The 16,614-nt window shown below is 42.9% G+C and carries 11 protein-coding genes; 4 read left to right on the forward strand and 7 right to left on the reverse strand.

Going from position 1 to position 16,614, the window contains the following annotated elements; translation table 11 throughout:
- Window positions 1–63: 63 nt before the first annotated feature.
- On the reverse strand, window positions 64–402 hold the full coding sequence (locus tag BM135_RS12730; protein ID WP_092520114.1) for a hypothetical protein: 339 nt from the start codon (window positions 400–402) through the stop codon (window positions 64–66).
- Between the two features lie 418 nt (window positions 403–820).
- On the opposite strand from BM135_RS12730, the gene BM135_RS12735 reads away from it, so the two are divergent.
- A complete protein-coding gene (locus tag BM135_RS12735) occupies window positions 821–1,858 on the forward strand; it encodes an IS630 family transposase (RefSeq protein WP_139204106.1) in 1,038 nt (345 codons plus the stop codon).
- Between the two features lie 391 nt (window positions 1,859–2,249).
- Here the strand turns inward: BM135_RS12735 and yiaY are convergent, their stop codons facing one another.
- The gene (gene yiaY, locus BM135_RS12740) at window positions 2,250–3,401 is read right to left on the reverse strand and encodes an L-threonine dehydrogenase (protein ID WP_092520120.1); all 1,152 of its coding nucleotides are present in this window, start codon (window positions 3,399–3,401) and stop codon (window positions 2,250–2,252) included.
- A 168-nt stretch (window positions 3,402–3,569) separates the two neighbouring features.
- Between yiaY and BM135_RS12745 the strand changes: the two genes are divergently transcribed.
- Window positions 3,570–4,064, forward strand: coding sequence for a YbaK/prolyl-tRNA synthetase associated domain-containing protein (locus tag BM135_RS12745; protein ID WP_092520122.1), 495 nt, complete (start codon window positions 3,570–3,572; stop codon window positions 4,062–4,064).
- A gap of 313 nt (window positions 4,065–4,377) precedes the next feature.
- Here the strand turns inward: BM135_RS12745 and gndA are convergent, their stop codons facing one another.
- The gene (gndA, locus tag BM135_RS12750) at window positions 4,378–5,784 is read right to left on the reverse strand and encodes an NADP-dependent phosphogluconate dehydrogenase (RefSeq protein ID WP_092520125.1); all 1,407 of its coding nucleotides are present in this window, start codon (window positions 5,782–5,784) and stop codon (window positions 4,378–4,380) included.
- 290 nt (window positions 5,785–6,074) lie between these two features.
- Between gndA and BM135_RS12755 the strand changes: the two genes are divergently transcribed.
- Together BM135_RS12755 and BM135_RS12760 are read left to right on the forward strand one after the other, a co-directional pair.
- Window positions 6,075–7,655: a TerC family protein gene (locus BM135_RS12755; RefSeq protein ID WP_092520127.1), complete on the forward strand. Its 1,581-nt coding sequence runs from the start codon at window positions 6,075–6,077 to the stop codon at window positions 7,653–7,655.
- Between the two features lie 272 nt (window positions 7,656–7,927).
- Window positions 7,928–11,683 (forward strand): phage tail protein, encoded by a 3,756-nt coding sequence (locus tag BM135_RS12760; RefSeq protein WP_092520130.1) that lies wholly within the window; start codon window positions 7,928–7,930, stop codon window positions 11,681–11,683.
- Window positions 11,684–11,915: 232 nt separating this feature from the next.
- Here BM135_RS12760 and asmA read toward each other — a convergent pair whose 3' ends face one another.
- The 4 genes from asmA to apbC form a co-directional block, all read right to left on the reverse strand.
- A complete protein-coding gene (asmA, locus tag BM135_RS12765) occupies window positions 11,916–13,784 on the reverse strand; it encodes an outer membrane assembly protein AsmA (protein WP_092520134.1) in 1,869 nt (622 codons plus the stop codon).
- A gap of 62 nt (window positions 13,785–13,846) precedes the next feature.
- The gene (dcd, locus tag BM135_RS12770; protein ID WP_047766961.1) at window positions 13,847–14,428 is read right to left on the reverse strand and encodes a dCTP deaminase; all 582 of its coding nucleotides are present in this window, start codon (window positions 14,426–14,428) and stop codon (window positions 13,847–13,849) included.
- 47 nt (window positions 14,429–14,475) lie between these two features.
- Window positions 14,476–15,117: a uridine kinase gene (gene udk, locus BM135_RS12775; RefSeq protein WP_092520138.1), complete on the reverse strand. Its 642-nt coding sequence runs from the start codon at window positions 15,115–15,117 to the stop codon at window positions 14,476–14,478.
- 282 nt (window positions 15,118–15,399) lie between these two features.
- Entirely contained in the window at window positions 15,400–16,512 is a 1,113-nt protein-coding gene (gene apbC / locus BM135_RS12780; protein ID WP_092520141.1) for an iron-sulfur cluster carrier protein ApbC, read from the reverse strand.
- Window positions 16,513–16,614: the final 102 nt, after the last annotated feature.

Here is a 16,614-nt window from a genome sequence, read left to right on the forward strand (position 1 = left end):
ACACGAGATTACAAAACACCGAATGAGTTATTTAAAGGAATACCCACTCATTTACTTCGTTCATTACGGTGTTGCGCTTAATATGTGAATCCAAGATTTACCTAGTCCTTTTATATCTTTGGTATCTGGCTTAGGATGGTATTCATGTCTATCCTCCTTGACACCTTTACGCTGTTTCTCTTTTTCTTTCGTCTTATTTTTAGCTTTTGACTTAACTGATTTACCCGAACCGTATTTCTCCTGTAAGTGATTCAGGTAACGTTGGGTAATTTCATCATTCCCTACCATCAAAAGTGTAATCAGATGATCGAAATCTTCTTGAGAAATGTTATCTGCGATTTTCTTTGCAGGAATTCCAGCCACCCCTACTTTAGACGCTATTTCCAGAAGTTTTTTTGCCACCTGAGTCCGGCAATATGCGATTCTCTTACAGACTTTTAGGGGTAAAGTTACAACAGACCGCTTTTTCCTCTCTGCGGCCTTATTTTGCTGATTCTGTTGAACCTCATTCGCTTGAGATAACGGGACAAATATAGCGTAAGAGATTGCCAGAATAATAACAAATAGTTTTTCATGGGTTTTCCCTCTTTTTTAAAGTAAGGGGTGGCTTATATCACTTTGATATAATGTATTTGCCCTGATGCGGTAAATCTGAACATATAAAAATTAAAAAGGCATAACAATAAATACTGTGTTTTATCGGTAATTATTTATGAATGGTTTATGAATTATTTATAAATACCATTAATGGGATTTATTGATATACCCATCGTCATTGAAGATGCTTGATTTTTACTCAAATTAGCTCATGTTGACGACCATGAAAATTCATCTGACGTCAGACCAAAAACGCGCCCTCGAATTAATGCATGATACGACTCGTGATGGACAGGTACGCGACTGCATTAAAGCCGTGCTGTTAGCTTCCGAGGGCTGGACAGCTCAGATGATTGCCCAGGCCTTGCGTATTCATGAAAGCACCGTCAGTCATCATCTGAAAGATTATTTCAGTCAAGAAAAGCTCACCCCTGAAAATGGCGGCTCTCAAGGTCATTTGTCCGCCGAGAAAACGGCTGACTTGGTTAAGTATTTGACGGCCAATTTGATGCATACCACCGCACAAATTGTGGCCTATGTCTGGTCGCGTTGGCAAATTGCTTTTACTGTGGCCGGCATGACGAAATGGCTTCACCGTCAGGGTTTCAGCGATAGGAAACCGATGGGTGTCCCTCATAAATTTGATGCGGATAAACAGCAACAATTTATTGATACCTACAAGGCCCTGAAAGACGGCCCCGGCCAGAATGAACCGATCCTGTTTATTGATGCGGTGCATCCCACGCAGTCCACAAAATTAAGTCATGGCTGGATGAAAGCAGGCAAGCAACATGTCAAGGCCGCCACCACCACAGGCAGCCGTACCCGCCTTAATATTATGGGCGCACTCAATTTACAGCGAATTGAAGAGCCGATTATTCGTGAATATCCGAGTATTAATGAGAGAAGTGTGGCTTATTTTTTGGGTGTAATCAGGGAGACCTATCCGCTTTCGCAAAAACTCCACATTATTCTGGATGGGGCCGGTTATCACCGGACAAATTTGGTGAAAGATATCGCTGAAGTTTTCAACATTGAATTACACTACTTGCCGCCTTACAGCCCGAATCTCAATCCCATAGAGCGATTATGGAAGTACGCAAATGAGCAGATACGAAACAACGTCTATTTCCCGGATGCAAAAACGTTCCGTGAAACCCTTCGCCGCTTTTTTCATATTACATTGCCAGAAAAAGCGAAAGAGTTGACTACCCGACTGACTGATAACTTTCAGATTTTAAAACCTGCATCTTCAAGTTAATTGCGTATATTTCCTTAGTACTACAGTCGTAATCTCTATTCTTCTGACAAAGGAATCATTGTTGAACGCTTGAAATTAATCAGCATCTCAATTTAGTTGTGACCAGATAACACGTTGTTTTGTAGAAATCTACGACTGTAGTACTAGGGGATGACAGTGAAGATTTTTTATCATTTATAGCATAACTTTCCTATCACCTAATGAAAAACACATTCCCTAAAAGAAAATGTGTTTTTCAAAGGAATACGCAATACTAAAAAACAAAGCTGTTACAAGAGAGCAATATGACTCTTAGCCTAAATAGACTCTCTTTGATAAACCATTTTCACGAAAAAATCATTAAAACTAATGTTATTAGAATATTAAGCTATAAAAATCACTACTCAATGAGTTACATTGCCGCTTTAAAGATGGCAACTATTTCTTCATGAGAAGCTTGAATCGGGTTAGTGAATCCACAAGCATCTTTCAATGCATTGGTCGCCAGTGTTGGCAAATCTTCCTCTTTTACATTCAACTCAGACAAACCTGACGGAATATTTACATCTTTTGCTAATTCACAGATCGCTTGAATACAGGCTTCAGCACCTTGTACATCGTCTAGAGTATTAACCTCAACGCCCATAGCAGCGGCAATTTCTTTCAGGCGTGCAGCAGAAACTTTTGCATTGAATCTCTGTACATGTGGTAGTAAGACCGCATTACAGACACCATGTGGTAAGTCATAGAATCCACCTAACTGGTGTGCCATAGCATGGACATATCCCAAAGACGCATTATTGAATGCCATACCCGCCAAGAACTGGGCATAAGCCATATTCTCACGCGCTTCCATATCATTTCCATCTTCAACGGCACGACGCAAATTATGGCTAATCATTGTCACGGCTTTCAACGCGCAAGCATCAGTGATAGGATTAGCCGCCGTAGAGACATAAGCTTCAATCGCATGGGTCAATGCATCCATCCCCGTCGCGGCGGTCAATCCTTTTGGCATTCCTGCCATCAATGCAGAATCATTGACTGACAAAATAGGCGTAACATTTTTATCCACAATGGCCATTTTGATATGACGTTCAACATCCGTAATAATACAGAAGCGTGTCATTTCAGACGCCGTTCCCGCAGTCGTATTAATGGCAATCAAAGGTAGCTGTGGTTTAGTTGAACGATCAACCCCTTCATAATCACGAATATCCCCGCCATTAGCTGCCACCAGTGCAATACCTTTTGCGCAATCATGCGGTGAACCACCACCTAAAGAGATCACACAATCGCAATTATGCTGACACAGAATTTCCAAACCTTCCGCAACATTAATCGTCGTTGGGTTTGGATTTGTTCCATCATAAATTGCACTTTTTATCCTGACATCCGCCAGCAAAGCCTGAACTTTTCCAACAACACCAATCTCGTTTAGCACGTGGTCAGTAACAATCAAAGCCTGTCTGTAACCATAATTTTTCATTAATTCGATAGCTTCAGTCATGCATCCCATGCCAATTTTATTCACTGGCGGGATAAAGAAAGTTGATGCTGCCATTTGAAACTCCTTAGATTTTACTGAAGTATTTCAAAGTTCAATGTAAGAGAATTAGATTACAATTGACACTTAACTCTCTCAGTAATTTTGACCAAAATCAATAATTACCTATGTAAGATTAAAAAAATAGGTATCAATTTTTACTTTGAGTTTATGCAGGAGAATATTTTGCTAAAAAATGACATTTTTGAACACCTCACTACCTTATTAGACACTAACAATGCCCGCTATCGTATTATGGAACATACTACTGGCGGCCGTTCAGAAGAAGTGGCAAAAATACGGGGAACCCATCTAGGGCAAGGAGCTAAAGGCCTGGTCTGTCATGTGAAAGGAAATGGCTGTCGGCAGTATGTCCTTGCTGTCTTGCCTGCGGATCAACAGGCTGATCTTGCAGTTCTTGCCAAACAAATGGGAGGAAGCCGGGCTTCTCTGGCAAGCCCAAAAGAAGTTTTTGAATTAACTCGCTGCGTTTTTGGTGCCATCCCACCATTTAGTTTCCACCCAGAACTAAAATTGGTTGCCGACCCACTATTATTCGAGCGCTATGATGAACTGGCATTTAATGCTGGTAGTTTGGAGCGTTCGATTATTTTGAATACACAAGATTACCGTCGCATCGCTATACCAGAATTAATTTCCTTTCGGAAAATAGCCGATTGAAGCTAACTCCAAGAAATTACCCAATAAATTAAACAAAGTTTACATTTTGCTATAATTTAACCAGACGAAAATGAGCGATTATTATATGAGTAATATTTTTGTTCTGGTAATACTCGGTCTTGCTATCCTCAGCCTCGCTGTCTTTCTTTTCCTTCACGATGCAGAGATAGCGCAATGGTTGGAGATATTTGCGCAACGATTGCTTAAGTGGCAACCTTTAACTTGATACTTTAGTTTTACTGAGTAAAAAAGGTGCTGATAATTCAGCACCTTAGCTTTAGATATGCTTATTTTTTATAAAGATATCGAATAATTAACCCAGCCATTCAGTGTGGAAAACACCTTCTTTATCAGTACGCTTATAAGTATGCGCACCAAAGTAATCGCGCTGTGCCTGAATCAAATTGGCAGGCAATACAGCAGAACGATAGCTGTCGTAATAAGAGATAGCAGCAGAGAATGTTGGCGTTGGGATACCATTCTGCACACCGTAGGAAACAACATCGCGCAGAGCTTGCTGATATTCGTCCGCGATTTGTTTGAAATAAGGTGCTAACAGCAAGTTAGCGATAGCTGGATTTTCATTGTATGCATCAGTGATTTTTTGTAGGAATTGTGCACGAATAATACAACCAGCCCGGAAGATCTTAGCAATTTCGCCATAGTTCAGATCCCAGTTGTATTCATCCGATGCTGCTTTCAACTGTTGGAAACCTTGTGCATAAGAAACAATCTTACCCAAATACAAAGCACGGCGAACTTTTTCAATAAATTCAGCCTTATCTCCGTTGAGTGGCTGAGTTTCTGGGCCTGACAGCACCTTGGATGCAGCGACGCGCTGATCTTTCAGGGAAGAGATATAGCGTGCAAATACAGATTCCGTGATAAGTGTTACCGGGACACCTAGATCCAGCGAGTTTTGGCTGGTCCATTTACCGGTGCCTTTGTTGGCCGCTTCATCCAGAATCACATCAACCAGATATTTTCCTTCTTCATCTTGTTTACGGAAAATATCAACAGTAATTTCGATCAAGTAGCTGCTTAGCTCGCCTTGGTTCCAATCACTGAACACTTCAGCCAATTCTTGATTACTCAGGTTCAATGAATTTTTCAAAAGAGAATAGGCCTCTGCAATCAGCTGCATATCACCATATTCAATGCCATTGTGAACCATCTTCACATAATGGCCTGCACCATCTGCCCCGATATAAGTAACACAAGGCTCGCCATCAACCTGAGCAGCGATTTCTTTCAGAATTGGTGCCACCAACTCATAAGCTTCTTTCTGACCACCCGGCATAATTGAAGGGCCTTTCAATGCACCTTCTTCACCACCAGAAACGCCTGTACCGATAAAGTTAAAACCCTGAGCAGACAACTCACGATTACGGCGGATAGTATCCTGAAAATAGGTGTTGCCACCATCGATCAGAATGTCACCCTTATCCAAATGTGGCGTCAGTGATGCAATGGTTTTATCCGTAGCTTCACCAGCCTTAACCATCAACAGAATACGACGTGGCTTTTCCAGCGAATCGACAAACTCTTCAATGGAATAACTTGGAACTAATTTTTTCCCTGGATTTTCAGCAATAACTTCATCAGTTTTATCGCTGGAGCGGTTAAAAATAGATACAGAGTAACCACGGCTTTCAATATTCAACGCCAGGTTGCGCCCCATTACCGCCATACCGACAACACCGATCTGTTGTTTGGACATGAATGACTCCCGTCTAATAATGACTGCTGCCCACCCAAGATGCATACGTAATACCACGTGTATTACATGCCGTATGCAACAAAACAGAGTGAGCAATTTGTTAATGAGGTCACATGTTAACTCAGGAAAGACCATAGAGGGTAGTTATTGATACAATCGATACCATCAAGACGTTTTTTTGTTGAAAAAATTTCCAACTGAGATAAATCACCTATTGATATTTCGCACTTCAATACGCATTATTTAATAGTCGGCAAATGCCGTCCTATTAAAAAGGTAAAACAAATTGTATGGAATGGATCGCTGATCCGACGATATGGGCAGGTCTGGCCACACTTATCGTTTTAGAAATTGTTCTCGGAATAGACAACTTAATATTCATTGCCATTCTGGCAGATAAACTTCCTGAAGAAGAGAGAGACAAAGCTCGCCTGACAGGGCTTTCCTGTGCCCTTATCATGAGGATACTGCTGCTATTCAGCCTATCCTGGCTCATTTCCCTGACTAATCCATTGGTTACTTTATGGGAACACCCTTTCAGCGCCCGTGATTTAATTATGTTGATAGGGGGTATCTTCTTGCTGTTCAAAGCAACAATGGAATTGAATGAACGGTTAGAAGGAAAAAACCTGCATACCAATCAACAACGCAAAGGAGCTAGCTTCTGGGCGGTAGTTGTGCAAATTATTGTTTTGGATGCAGTATTTTCCCTTGATTCTGTTATCACTGCCGTGGGGATGGTCGATCACATTGGTATTATGATTGCGGCGGTGATCATCGCCATGATCCTGATGATATGGGCCAGCAAGCCTTTGACAATATTCGTCAATGCGCATCCCACAATCGTTATTCTGTGTCTCAGCTTCTTACTGATGATCGGCTTCAGCTTAGTTGCAGAAGGCTTTGGCTATCACATTCCAAAAGGCTATCTCTATGCAGCCATCGGTTTCTCCATCATGATTGAAGCACTGAATCAGTTCGCTCAGTTCAATCGCCGCAAATTCTTGAGTGCTTCCCGCTCCCTGCGCGAAAGAACCGCAGAGGCAGTTCTTCATATTTTAAATGGCAAACGTGAAAACGCTGCACTTGATAACCATACTTCCAACCTGATTGCGGATCATACAGAGAACAAAGAAGTCTTTGAACCTCAAGAACGCCAGATGATCGCCCGCGTTCTCAGCATGGCACAACGTACCGTCAGCAGCATCATGACTTCACGCCATGATGTCGCTTATCTTGATGTCCATTCCCCTACAGAAAAATTAACTACGCTACTGGAACAAAAACCACACACGCGAATTGTGGTTACAGACGAACAGGCCAGTGATGAGTCTCTTGGCGTTGTACATGTGATCGATATCCTTAATCAACAGCTGACATACAATACTTTTGATTTAAGGAAGTTAGTCCAGCAACCGTTGATTTTCCCTGAATCTCTCTCCCTGCTACAAGCATTGGAACAGTTCCGTCAGGCACAAACACACTTTGCTTTTGTCGTTGATGAATTCGGTTCTGTTGAAGGGGTAGTTACGGTAACTGATGTAATGGAAACCATTACAGGCAATCTCCCTGTCGGTAGCGGAGAGCTTGATGCTCGCCATGATATTCAGGTTATGGAAGAGGGATATTGGATTGCCAATGGATTTATGCCACTGGAAGATTTAGTGCTTTATGTGCCACTGCCATTGGATGAAAAACGAGAATATCAAACATTGGCAGGCTTGTTAATGGAATATCTGCAACATATTCCACAACAAGGTGAGCAACTGAAGATTGGTGATTATCTGTTTGAAGCATTGGAAATCACCAGTCACCGCATCAATAAAGTGAAGATTACCTCATTGAAAGTGGAAGAGTACGCTGAAATATAATCAGAAATCTTAAAACCACACCACCTACTAAGAAAAAACCGGCATAAGACCGGTTTTTTTATTCCTATAAGTTTTATCAGTTTGATTTAATTTTTAGGATATTTGTTCACGATTACACTAAGTACAATGAACCCGATTCAATTGCAGTTAACAGAGAATAGCAGTTAGCGGGGGATGTCGCACCGCCTTCATATGGCCCAAGAGCTTTACAAAGCTCTTTTGTGGCTGAGTTAGCAATACATCCATTTATTGTTGATAAGTGAGGGGTTTATATGAGTACTAAATATTTTGCACTATTGACACATACTGGCATAGAAAAACTGAAAAAAGCAGCTTCATCAGGCACCAAGCTTGAAATTACCCATATGGCTGTAGGCGATGGTGGGGGTAGTTTACCCACTCCTAACGCCAAACAATCCAGTCTGATTAATGAAAGGCATCGTGCTGAACTTGATGCCCTGACCATCGCTCCCCAAAAACCCCACCAAATTATCGCCGAACAGATAATTCCTGAAGGTGAAGGTAATTGGTGGGTTCGTGAAATGGGCCTATTCGATAAAGATGGCTCACTGATTGCGGTGGGAAACTGTGCCGACCTCTATAAACCAGAATATCAGGAACAAACTATCCGCATGGCATTGACGGCTAGCGATAATAGCCTGGCTGAATGGGTAAAAGAACTAATTTCTGGCCTTGCTACTCGCAGATATGTGAGAGAAAGAATTAAAGAACATGCCGAAAGCCGCAATCATCCTGATGCAACCTTAAAAGAAAGAGGGTTTGTTGCGTTAAGTAATGCAGTAAACAGTGACAGTGAAGCTCATGCTGCAACACCCAAAGCAATAAAAACGGCGTATGAGTTAGCCAATAAAGCTTATGAATTGGCTACATCAATATCTTCGACAGATAAATATGTGCCATTAACGCGTAAAATTAATGGCAAAGAGCTGGTAATAGATGTCGAACTTACAGCGCTTGACGTGGGTGCCTACAGCAGGAAGGAAACCGATGAACTTATCGCTCCCGCTGAGGCATTAGCTAAAACCGCTGAGCAACTTGCCACCACGGCCATTCAAGATGCGAACAACAAAGTCCCCCTGACCCGCAAGATCAATGACAAAGCGCTGACCGCCGACATTCAGCTGACGGCGGCAGATATCGATGCCTACAATAAAGCAGAAATCGATGATCGTATCAGCAAAGTGGATAAACTGGCCGAAACCGCTAACCACAACGCCACCACGGCTATTCAGGATGCAAACAGCAAAGTTCCCCTGACCCGCAAGGTCAACGACAAAGCGCTGACCGCCGATATTCAGCTGACAGCGGCGGATGTCGATACCTACAATAAAACGGAAATTGACGATCATATCGGAAAAGTGGATAAACTGGCGGAAACCGCCAACCACAACGCTACTACGGCCATTCAGGATGCGAATAACAAAGTCCCATTAACCCGCAAGGTCAATGACAAAGAGTTGACCACCGACATTCAACTGACGGCGGCGGATGTTGATGCTTACAATAAAGAACAAACTGATGGCATGCTCAAAGATATCAAAATACAGATCAGTGATGTCAATAATTTGGCAGAAACTGCCAATACTAACGCAATCAAAGCTATCAACGATGCAAACAGTAAAGTCCCATTAACCCGCAAGGTCAATGACAAAGCGCTGACCGCCGACATTCAGCTGACAGCGGCGGATGTCGATACCTACAATAAAGTGGAGATCGATGAGCGTATCGGCAAAGTGGATAAACTGGCCGAAACCGCCAATAGCAACGCGGATGCAGCCATTCAGGATGCAAACAGCAAAGTCCCATTAACCCGCACGGTCAATGACAAAGCGCTGACCGCCGACATTCAGCTGACAGCGGCGGATGTCGATACCTACAATAAAGTGGAGATCGATGAGCGTATCGGCAAAGTGGATAAACTGGCCGAAACCGCCAATAGCAACGCGGATGCAGCCATTCAGGATGCAAACAGCAAAGTCCCATTAACCCGCACGGTCAATGACAAAGCGCTGACCGCCGACATTCAGCTGACAGCGGCGGATGTCGATACCTACAATAAAGTGGAGATCGATGAGCGTATCGGCAAAGTGGATAAACTGGCCGAAACCGCCAATAGCAACGCGGATGCAGCCATTCAGGATGCAAACAGCAAAGTCCCCCTGACCCGCAAGGTCAATGACAAAGTGCTGACCGCCGACATTCAGCTGACGGCGGCGGATGTCGATACCTACAATAAAGTGGAGATCGATGAGCGTATCGGCAAAGTGGATAAACTGGCCGAAACCGCCAATAGCAACGCGGATGCAGCCATTCAGGATGCAAACAGCAAAGTCCCCCTGACCCGCAAGGTCAATGACAAAGCGCTGACCGCCGATATTCAGCTGACGGCGGCGGATGTCGATTCTTATAACAAGAAGGAAACTGATGACCTTATCAATGGCGTCAAAACACAAGTCGATAGTGTTCAACAACTGGCTAATATTGCCAATAATAACGCCACCACAGCCATTCAGGATGTAAACAGCAAAGTCCCTCTAATCCGCAAGGTCAATGGCAAAGAACTAGCAACAGATATTCAACTGACGGCGGCGGATATTGGTGCCTACAATAAAGAGGAAACTGACGGCCAGATCAAGGACGTTAGAACTCTAGCTGAGCACGCCGATAAGAACGCTAATCAGGCTATTCAGGATGCGAACAGCAAAGTCCCTTCGATCCGCAAAGTGAATGGCAAAGAACTGTTAACTGATATTGAGCTAAATGCGGCGGATGTCGGTACTTATAACAAAGTAGAAATCGACGATCATATTAGTAAAGTGGATAAGCTGGCCGAAACTGCCAATAGCAACGCGAATGCAGCCATTCAGGATGCTAACAGCAAAGTCCCATTAACCCGCAAGGTCAATGACAAAGCACTGTCAGTAGATATTCAACTGACAGCGGCAGATGTTGATACCTACAATAAAGCAGAAATCGATGACCTTATCAGCAAAGTGGATAAACTGGCCGAAACCGCCAATAGTAACGCGAATGCAGCCATTCAGGATGCTAACAGCAGAGTACCATCAACACGTAAGGTAAATGGTAAAGAGCTGGTAACAGATATTGCATTAACTGCCAATGATGTAGATACCTATGACAAGGCACATATCGACATCCTTATTGATGAAGTTAGAGATCAGGCAAATGCAGCCGCTAATATTGCAGATAGCAAAGTTCCTCTCACACGTACCGTAAATGGCAAGGCTCTATTATCCGATATTAAGCTGACTGCATCTGATATGAATGCCTATACCAAAGGAGATGTAGATCGTCATATTGAAAGTGTTAACGAACTGGTAAATGCGGCTAATAACAATGCGGATAGCCGAGTACCACTTACGCGTACCGTAAACGGCAAGGCCCTGTTAACTAATATTAAACTTACTGCCTCTGATGTAGGCACTTATAGCAAAGCAGAAGTTGATACTCACGTTGGTAAAGCTAAGAAATTAGCAAATGATGCCAATGTCAATGCGATAGTAGCTAAAACTGACGCTGAAAACCGACTGGAGAAAAGTAAGAACGGGGCGGATATCCCAGACAAACAAGCCTTTGTAAGAAATTTAGGCTTGGGTGATCTGGTTGGGTTAGGTATTGAGTCACGCCGAATCATGGACGAGCACACCATCATCAAGATCGGTGAGATATTCATGATCAACGGGCTTGTCGTTGCCAGTGAACCAATTGGTGAATTTAACCAATCTGTGATCGGTGGAGTGGCTTACTATACCCACTTCTACAAAATCAAACTGCCTACGACTTTGCCAAATGGCATTATCTCATGTCAGGCAAGTATTGTCGGAGATGCTTTTGAGCACCAACGCCCCGGTTATCTGGCTGACGTCAAAATACAGAGAAATAATTCAAATGGAATCGGATTGTCTAAGGATACACTGACAATATCCATTACGACTCCTCAAACGGGCTGGATTCCACATTTTTATTATCAGGTTGTAGGGTATTAGCAGAAACAGTAAGTACAGCACTAGTTCATTATTTTAGAACGGAGCAGTATTGTAAAATGGAATAGCTTCTCTAAAACCCCCTAATAAATCAGGTGATCGCCTTGGCGATCACCTGAGGCCAGTAGAAATTTTATGATTTCAGTGGAAGTGGGGAAGATGACAAACTTTGAACGATAGACAGAATATTACTCTGCAGAGAGAGTCATGGTTTTCTCTCTCCACATGGCTGACCCTACTTTTTATTTAGTAGATCCTCTAGCTTCTTAAGATCTTTATTATCGCTGTTATTTTCGAGCCAATCTCTGATAGATTTTTTAGCCTTCTGCTGTAATTCATCACGCAACATGGATTCCACATTCAGCTTATATTGCAGGTTATCCCAGTCACCATAAACCCGCAGTGGAATTTTTAATTGCGACAGGCGACGGACAAATTCGTTCTGCTTGCCCCATCCATTGGTCAATTGCACCCATAATGAAACATCAGTGTTTTGTTTCAGTAAGTCTGCTTCTCCGTGCCCTTTAATATTGAATACGCCTGAAGCCGCTGCAAGTTCACTAACTTTAATCTTGCCGTGATCCAATTGCGCTTTCACTAACATACTAGTAGCTTCAGTGAAGTTACCTGTATTCGAGGGTTGGCTAACTTGATTTGTTGCCCGTGCAAAAGATTGTTGAATAAGCTGAGGAATATTCAATCCTTCCAGACGCGCGTTTTTCAGCTCAATATTCAAGCCACCTTGCCAATAATGAGAAATGGCATATTCGTCATAACCTTCCCCCAGAAGATCACCGTCTACATTAAGCTGACCTTTGAATATCAATGGTAATGCCAGTGCATTTAACAAAGGTTGTATCTCAATCTTCTGCAAGAGCAGCTTTGTGTGCAGTTTTGCAGGAACAACCGTAGCATCAATCGATGTCGGTAACGCAAAATATCCACCAAACACGTTGCCACTTAATTTAGTGATTTTCGCCACGCCACTGTTATTGGCTGCTTTCAGAGCAAAATTATCAATAGCCATCCCCTGATAAATGAATTTATCTGCTGTGAACGAGATATCACCATTAAACCCTTGCAAAAATGTAAGATCATAGTTGGATAGTGCCGAGACTGATGTCGCAATCACTGGTTTTAATGAATTATTTTCAACCCGATAATCATGTTTTTCCTGTGGTGTCTTTTTTGATAAAGCCTCCCACCCCAGCAGATTATCCAAATTGAGCGTTGGTGAATTCAGAGTGATGGAATATTGCGGCTTATCTTTCAAGATGGCAGTAATATTTCCCTTAAGCTCATCCCCGTCATTCAACGTCAATGCCATTTTTTGCAACGAAATTGATTCAGGTGAAACCTGATATTTCACTGTGGCACTCCCCTCCCCTTGGATACCCGTAGACGGTAACCCAATTCCCTGTAATTGGTATTCAAAGGAATCAATGTCAGCTGATAGCTGCCGCGGGTAATCAGAAATATCTATTAATGAATTAAGTTTAAATGACAGCTCTTGTTGGTTTTTATTGATTTTACTGCGAAGGCTAAGATCAACGTGATCCTGATCACTTCGTTCCAACAATAAATTGATATCACGGACATTTAATTGGGAATGTTCATTGGATTGCCAGATCAATAAGCTATCCGCTACCCTGATTCTGGCAATATCCAGTTTCCAAGCCTGACTTCCCGCAATGATTGGATAGTGAGTATCGCTTTCTGGTGCAATTGGAGCCTCTGGCCGTTTTTTCGGTTGGCTATCTGGAGTGAGCCGCAAGACAGCACCTTTCAGCATCACCTCTTTAACTGAGAGTTGATGAGACAGTAGTGGCAGTAACTCCACATCCAAACGCATATTTTCTGCCATGATAGCCGGTACTTCAGCATTCTCGGCGGTCAAAGAAATCTCACCAGTCAAAATGCTCAATTTTGGCCAAACGTGCCAACGTAAGTCATCCCGGAACACGAGTTGGTAACCACTCTTCTTTTGTACCTGTTTAACTATGTAGCCACGAAAATCATTTGGATTAACCAACATAACCAGTGCAGTTAAGCTAGTAACAAGGACTACCAACAAAATAACGAGTGTCGTCAACAATCTTTTCATGACTTCCCCAGCCTCATGTCCACAAGAAGACTATTTTAATCAGAAAGCTTTACCAGAAAAGGTTAATCCTCACTGATACGGCTACCTACAGCCCCCTGCTGATTTTTATATTTAGCATCCTGACGTCGGTTATAAGGCCGTTCAGCTGAACCTGAAAGTGGTTCAAAGCTCAATGCACCGATAACCATACCAGGACGTAAAGCCAAAGGCAGTTTGCCTGAATTGTAGAATTCCAGAACAATTTGCCCCTGCCAACCCGGATCAATGCGATGCGCAGTCACATGAACCATCAGGCCAAGACGCGCCAGAGATGAGCGCCCATCCAACCACCCCACTAAATTATCAGGCAGTGTGACAGATTCCAGCGTTACCGCCAAAGCCAATTCACCAGGATGGAGGAAAAATGCTTCTCCTGCCGGCAAAGTAATTTCATCGCTCATGACACGGTCAAGTGCCGCATTGACTTCAGCCTTAGGACCACTCAAATCAATATAAGCAGCAGTATGACCACGAAAAACGCGAAACTGATTCCCAAGGCGCACATCAGCAGTTGCCCCATTAATACGTTCAACAGGGGGACGTGGGGTAATTACTAATTTTCCTTCATCTAGCCATTTAATAATGTCACGATCACAGAGTCGCATTATTTCCTCTCAAATACGATGATACTTATGAATGCCTGAACAACAGATTATTCGTAAAATTGGTCAATCTTAGCTTTTAAGATATCAATGGCCACGCGATTTTTCCCACCACGAGGAACAATAATATCGGCATATTGTTTTGATGGCTCGATAAATTGCAGGAACATTGGACGTACTGTTTGCTTATACTGCTCCATAACAGAATCCAATGAACGTCCGCGTTCATTCACATCACGCTTAATGCGGCGCATCAAACAGATATCCAGTGGTGTATCGACAAAAATGGAGAAATCCAGTTCTTGACGCAGACGCTTATCAGTTAATAGTAGGATACCTTCAAGAATAATGACTCTTTTCGGTTTAAAATGAATGGATTCAGATTTGCGGGTGTGTTTGACGTAGTCATATTGCGGCAATTCGATGGTCTTTCCGGCTTTCAATGCTTGAAGATGCTCAAACAGTAAACTGTGATCCATTGAGCTTGGATGATCATAATTAACTTTATAACGCTCTTCCATCGGGGTATTGGTTTGATCTTTATAATAGCAATCTTCTGGAATAACGCCGATATTGTGATCACCAACTTGAGCCCGTAATTCTCTATAAAGCGTGTTGGCGATAAGGCTTTTGCCTGAGGCAGAGGCACCTGAAATACCTACGATTGTACACTTATGTGCTTCATCAGCCATAGTAGAAATAACCTGGTTAAAAAAGAAAGTGGGAACATGGTATTCGCTAACACCATGTTTGGCGGATTATAGGGAGTTAATGACTTCTATTCCAGAGTAAACAAGATAAGTCTCGTTTTTTTCGATACGATTCGCATAAAAATTCCGCAATCTTATACTTAAAATAGAGGATATTTAAATAATATTTAAATCAGTCTAAGAAAACGCCGCCCTACAAAAACCATTAACTTAAACGGCGTTTATCGTATGTTAGTTGCACAGATGATTAAATGACCATTCAAATCAAACTGCGCGGAAGGAAATTTCAGTTGGGATTTTTTCGCCCTGCCAATACATCTTCGCAGAAATATTGTCAGCAATTTCACGATAAATATCCGCGAATTCACTGTCAGGTTGACTGCTCACAGTTGGCTCACCACGATCGAGATCTTCACGCAATGAAATATGCAACGGGATCTGCCCCAACAATTGACAATCATATTTTTCTGCCAGTTTTTCTGCCCCACCCGTACCGAAAATCGGTTCATGATGACCGCAGTTACTGCAAATATGGGTGCTCATATTCTCAATAATGCCCAACACCGGCACATTGACCTTCTGGAACATGACAATGCCTTTCATCGCGTCGATTAAGGCAATATCCTGCGGCGTGGTAACAACCAACGCACCTGTCACCGGAATATTCTGGGACAGCGTTAACTGAATATCCCCCGTTCCCGGTGGCATATCAATCACTAGATAATCCAGATCCGGCCACAGAGTATCTTGCAGCATCTGCATCAAGGCCTTACTTGCCATCGGACCACGCCAGACCATCGCGTTATCATCAGTAACAAGATAGCCAATGGAGTTGGTCGCTATGCTATGTACCATAATTGGTGCCATATGCTGACCATCAGGGGAAGTCGGACGCTCTTTCGCTGTACCAAGCATATTGGGGATAGATGGGCCATAGATATCTGCATCCAGAATACCCACTTTCGCTCCTTCCTGTGCCAGCGCCAGCGCCAGATTCACCGCTGTACTGGATTTCCCCACTCCGCCTTTTCCTGAACTGACTGCTACAATATTGCGCACGCCATTGATGCCCGGCAAATTATTGGCACGACGCAATGTGCTGATATTGTGGGTTAATCGCCATTCAACGGATTTTGCTCCCGTTGCGGATTGCAGAGGTTGGGTTATTTCTTTCTTCAATACTTCAAAGGTGCGTTTCCAGACAAAAGGCATAATTAATTCAATATGCAGTATCCCATCCAGTATGGTGCAATGATGCAATGCTTTCAGGGCAATCAAATCTCGCTCTAATGTCGGATGTTTGAAAGTTGCCAATATTTTCGCAACATGTTCTTTCAGCAGGTCAGGATTGGTCTGCTCGGGGGATTGTGAGTTCATCCCGGCTCCTTTTGATTTATCTTTTTCAACCTAAAACTGTTCAGCCATCATAACAGAAGCTCACGGCTTCGGATAAGGCAAAGTAAAAGTGACGAAGATCTC

This window comes from Xenorhabdus japonica (assembly GCF_900115195.1).
GTDB lineage: Bacteria > Pseudomonadota > Gammaproteobacteria > Enterobacterales > Enterobacteriaceae > Xenorhabdus > Xenorhabdus japonica.

Coding starts and splice junctions, on each gene's coding strand:
- BM135_RS12755 (WP_092520127.1), top strand. CDS start 6,075: ATGGAATGGATCGCTGATCCGACGATATGGGCAGGTCTGGCCACACTT.
- dcd (WP_047766961.1), bottom strand. CDS start 14,428: ATGCGACTCTGTGATCGTGACATTATTAAATGGCTAGATGAAGGAAAA.
- BM135_RS12760 (WP_092520130.1), top strand. CDS start 7,928: ATGAGTACTAAATATTTTGCACTATTGACACATACTGGCATAGAAAAA.
- gndA (WP_092520125.1), bottom strand. CDS start 5,784: ATGTCCAAACAACAGATCGGTGTTGTCGGTATGGCGGTAATGGGGCGC.
- asmA (WP_092520134.1), bottom strand. CDS start 13,784: ATGAAAAGATTGTTGACGACACTCGTTATTTTGTTGGTAGTCCTTGTT.
- BM135_RS12735 (WP_139204106.1), top strand. CDS start 821: ATGAAAATTCATCTGACGTCAGACCAAAAACGCGCCCTCGAATTAATG.
- yiaY (WP_092520120.1), bottom strand. CDS start 3,401: ATGGCAGCATCAACTTTCTTTATCCCGCCAGTGAATAAAATTGGCATG.
- apbC (WP_092520141.1), bottom strand. CDS start 16,512: ATGAACTCACAATCCCCCGAGCAGACCAATCCTGACCTGCTGAAAGAA.
- udk (WP_092520138.1), bottom strand. CDS start 15,117: ATGGCTGATGAAGCACATAAGTGTACAATCGTAGGTATTTCAGGTGCC.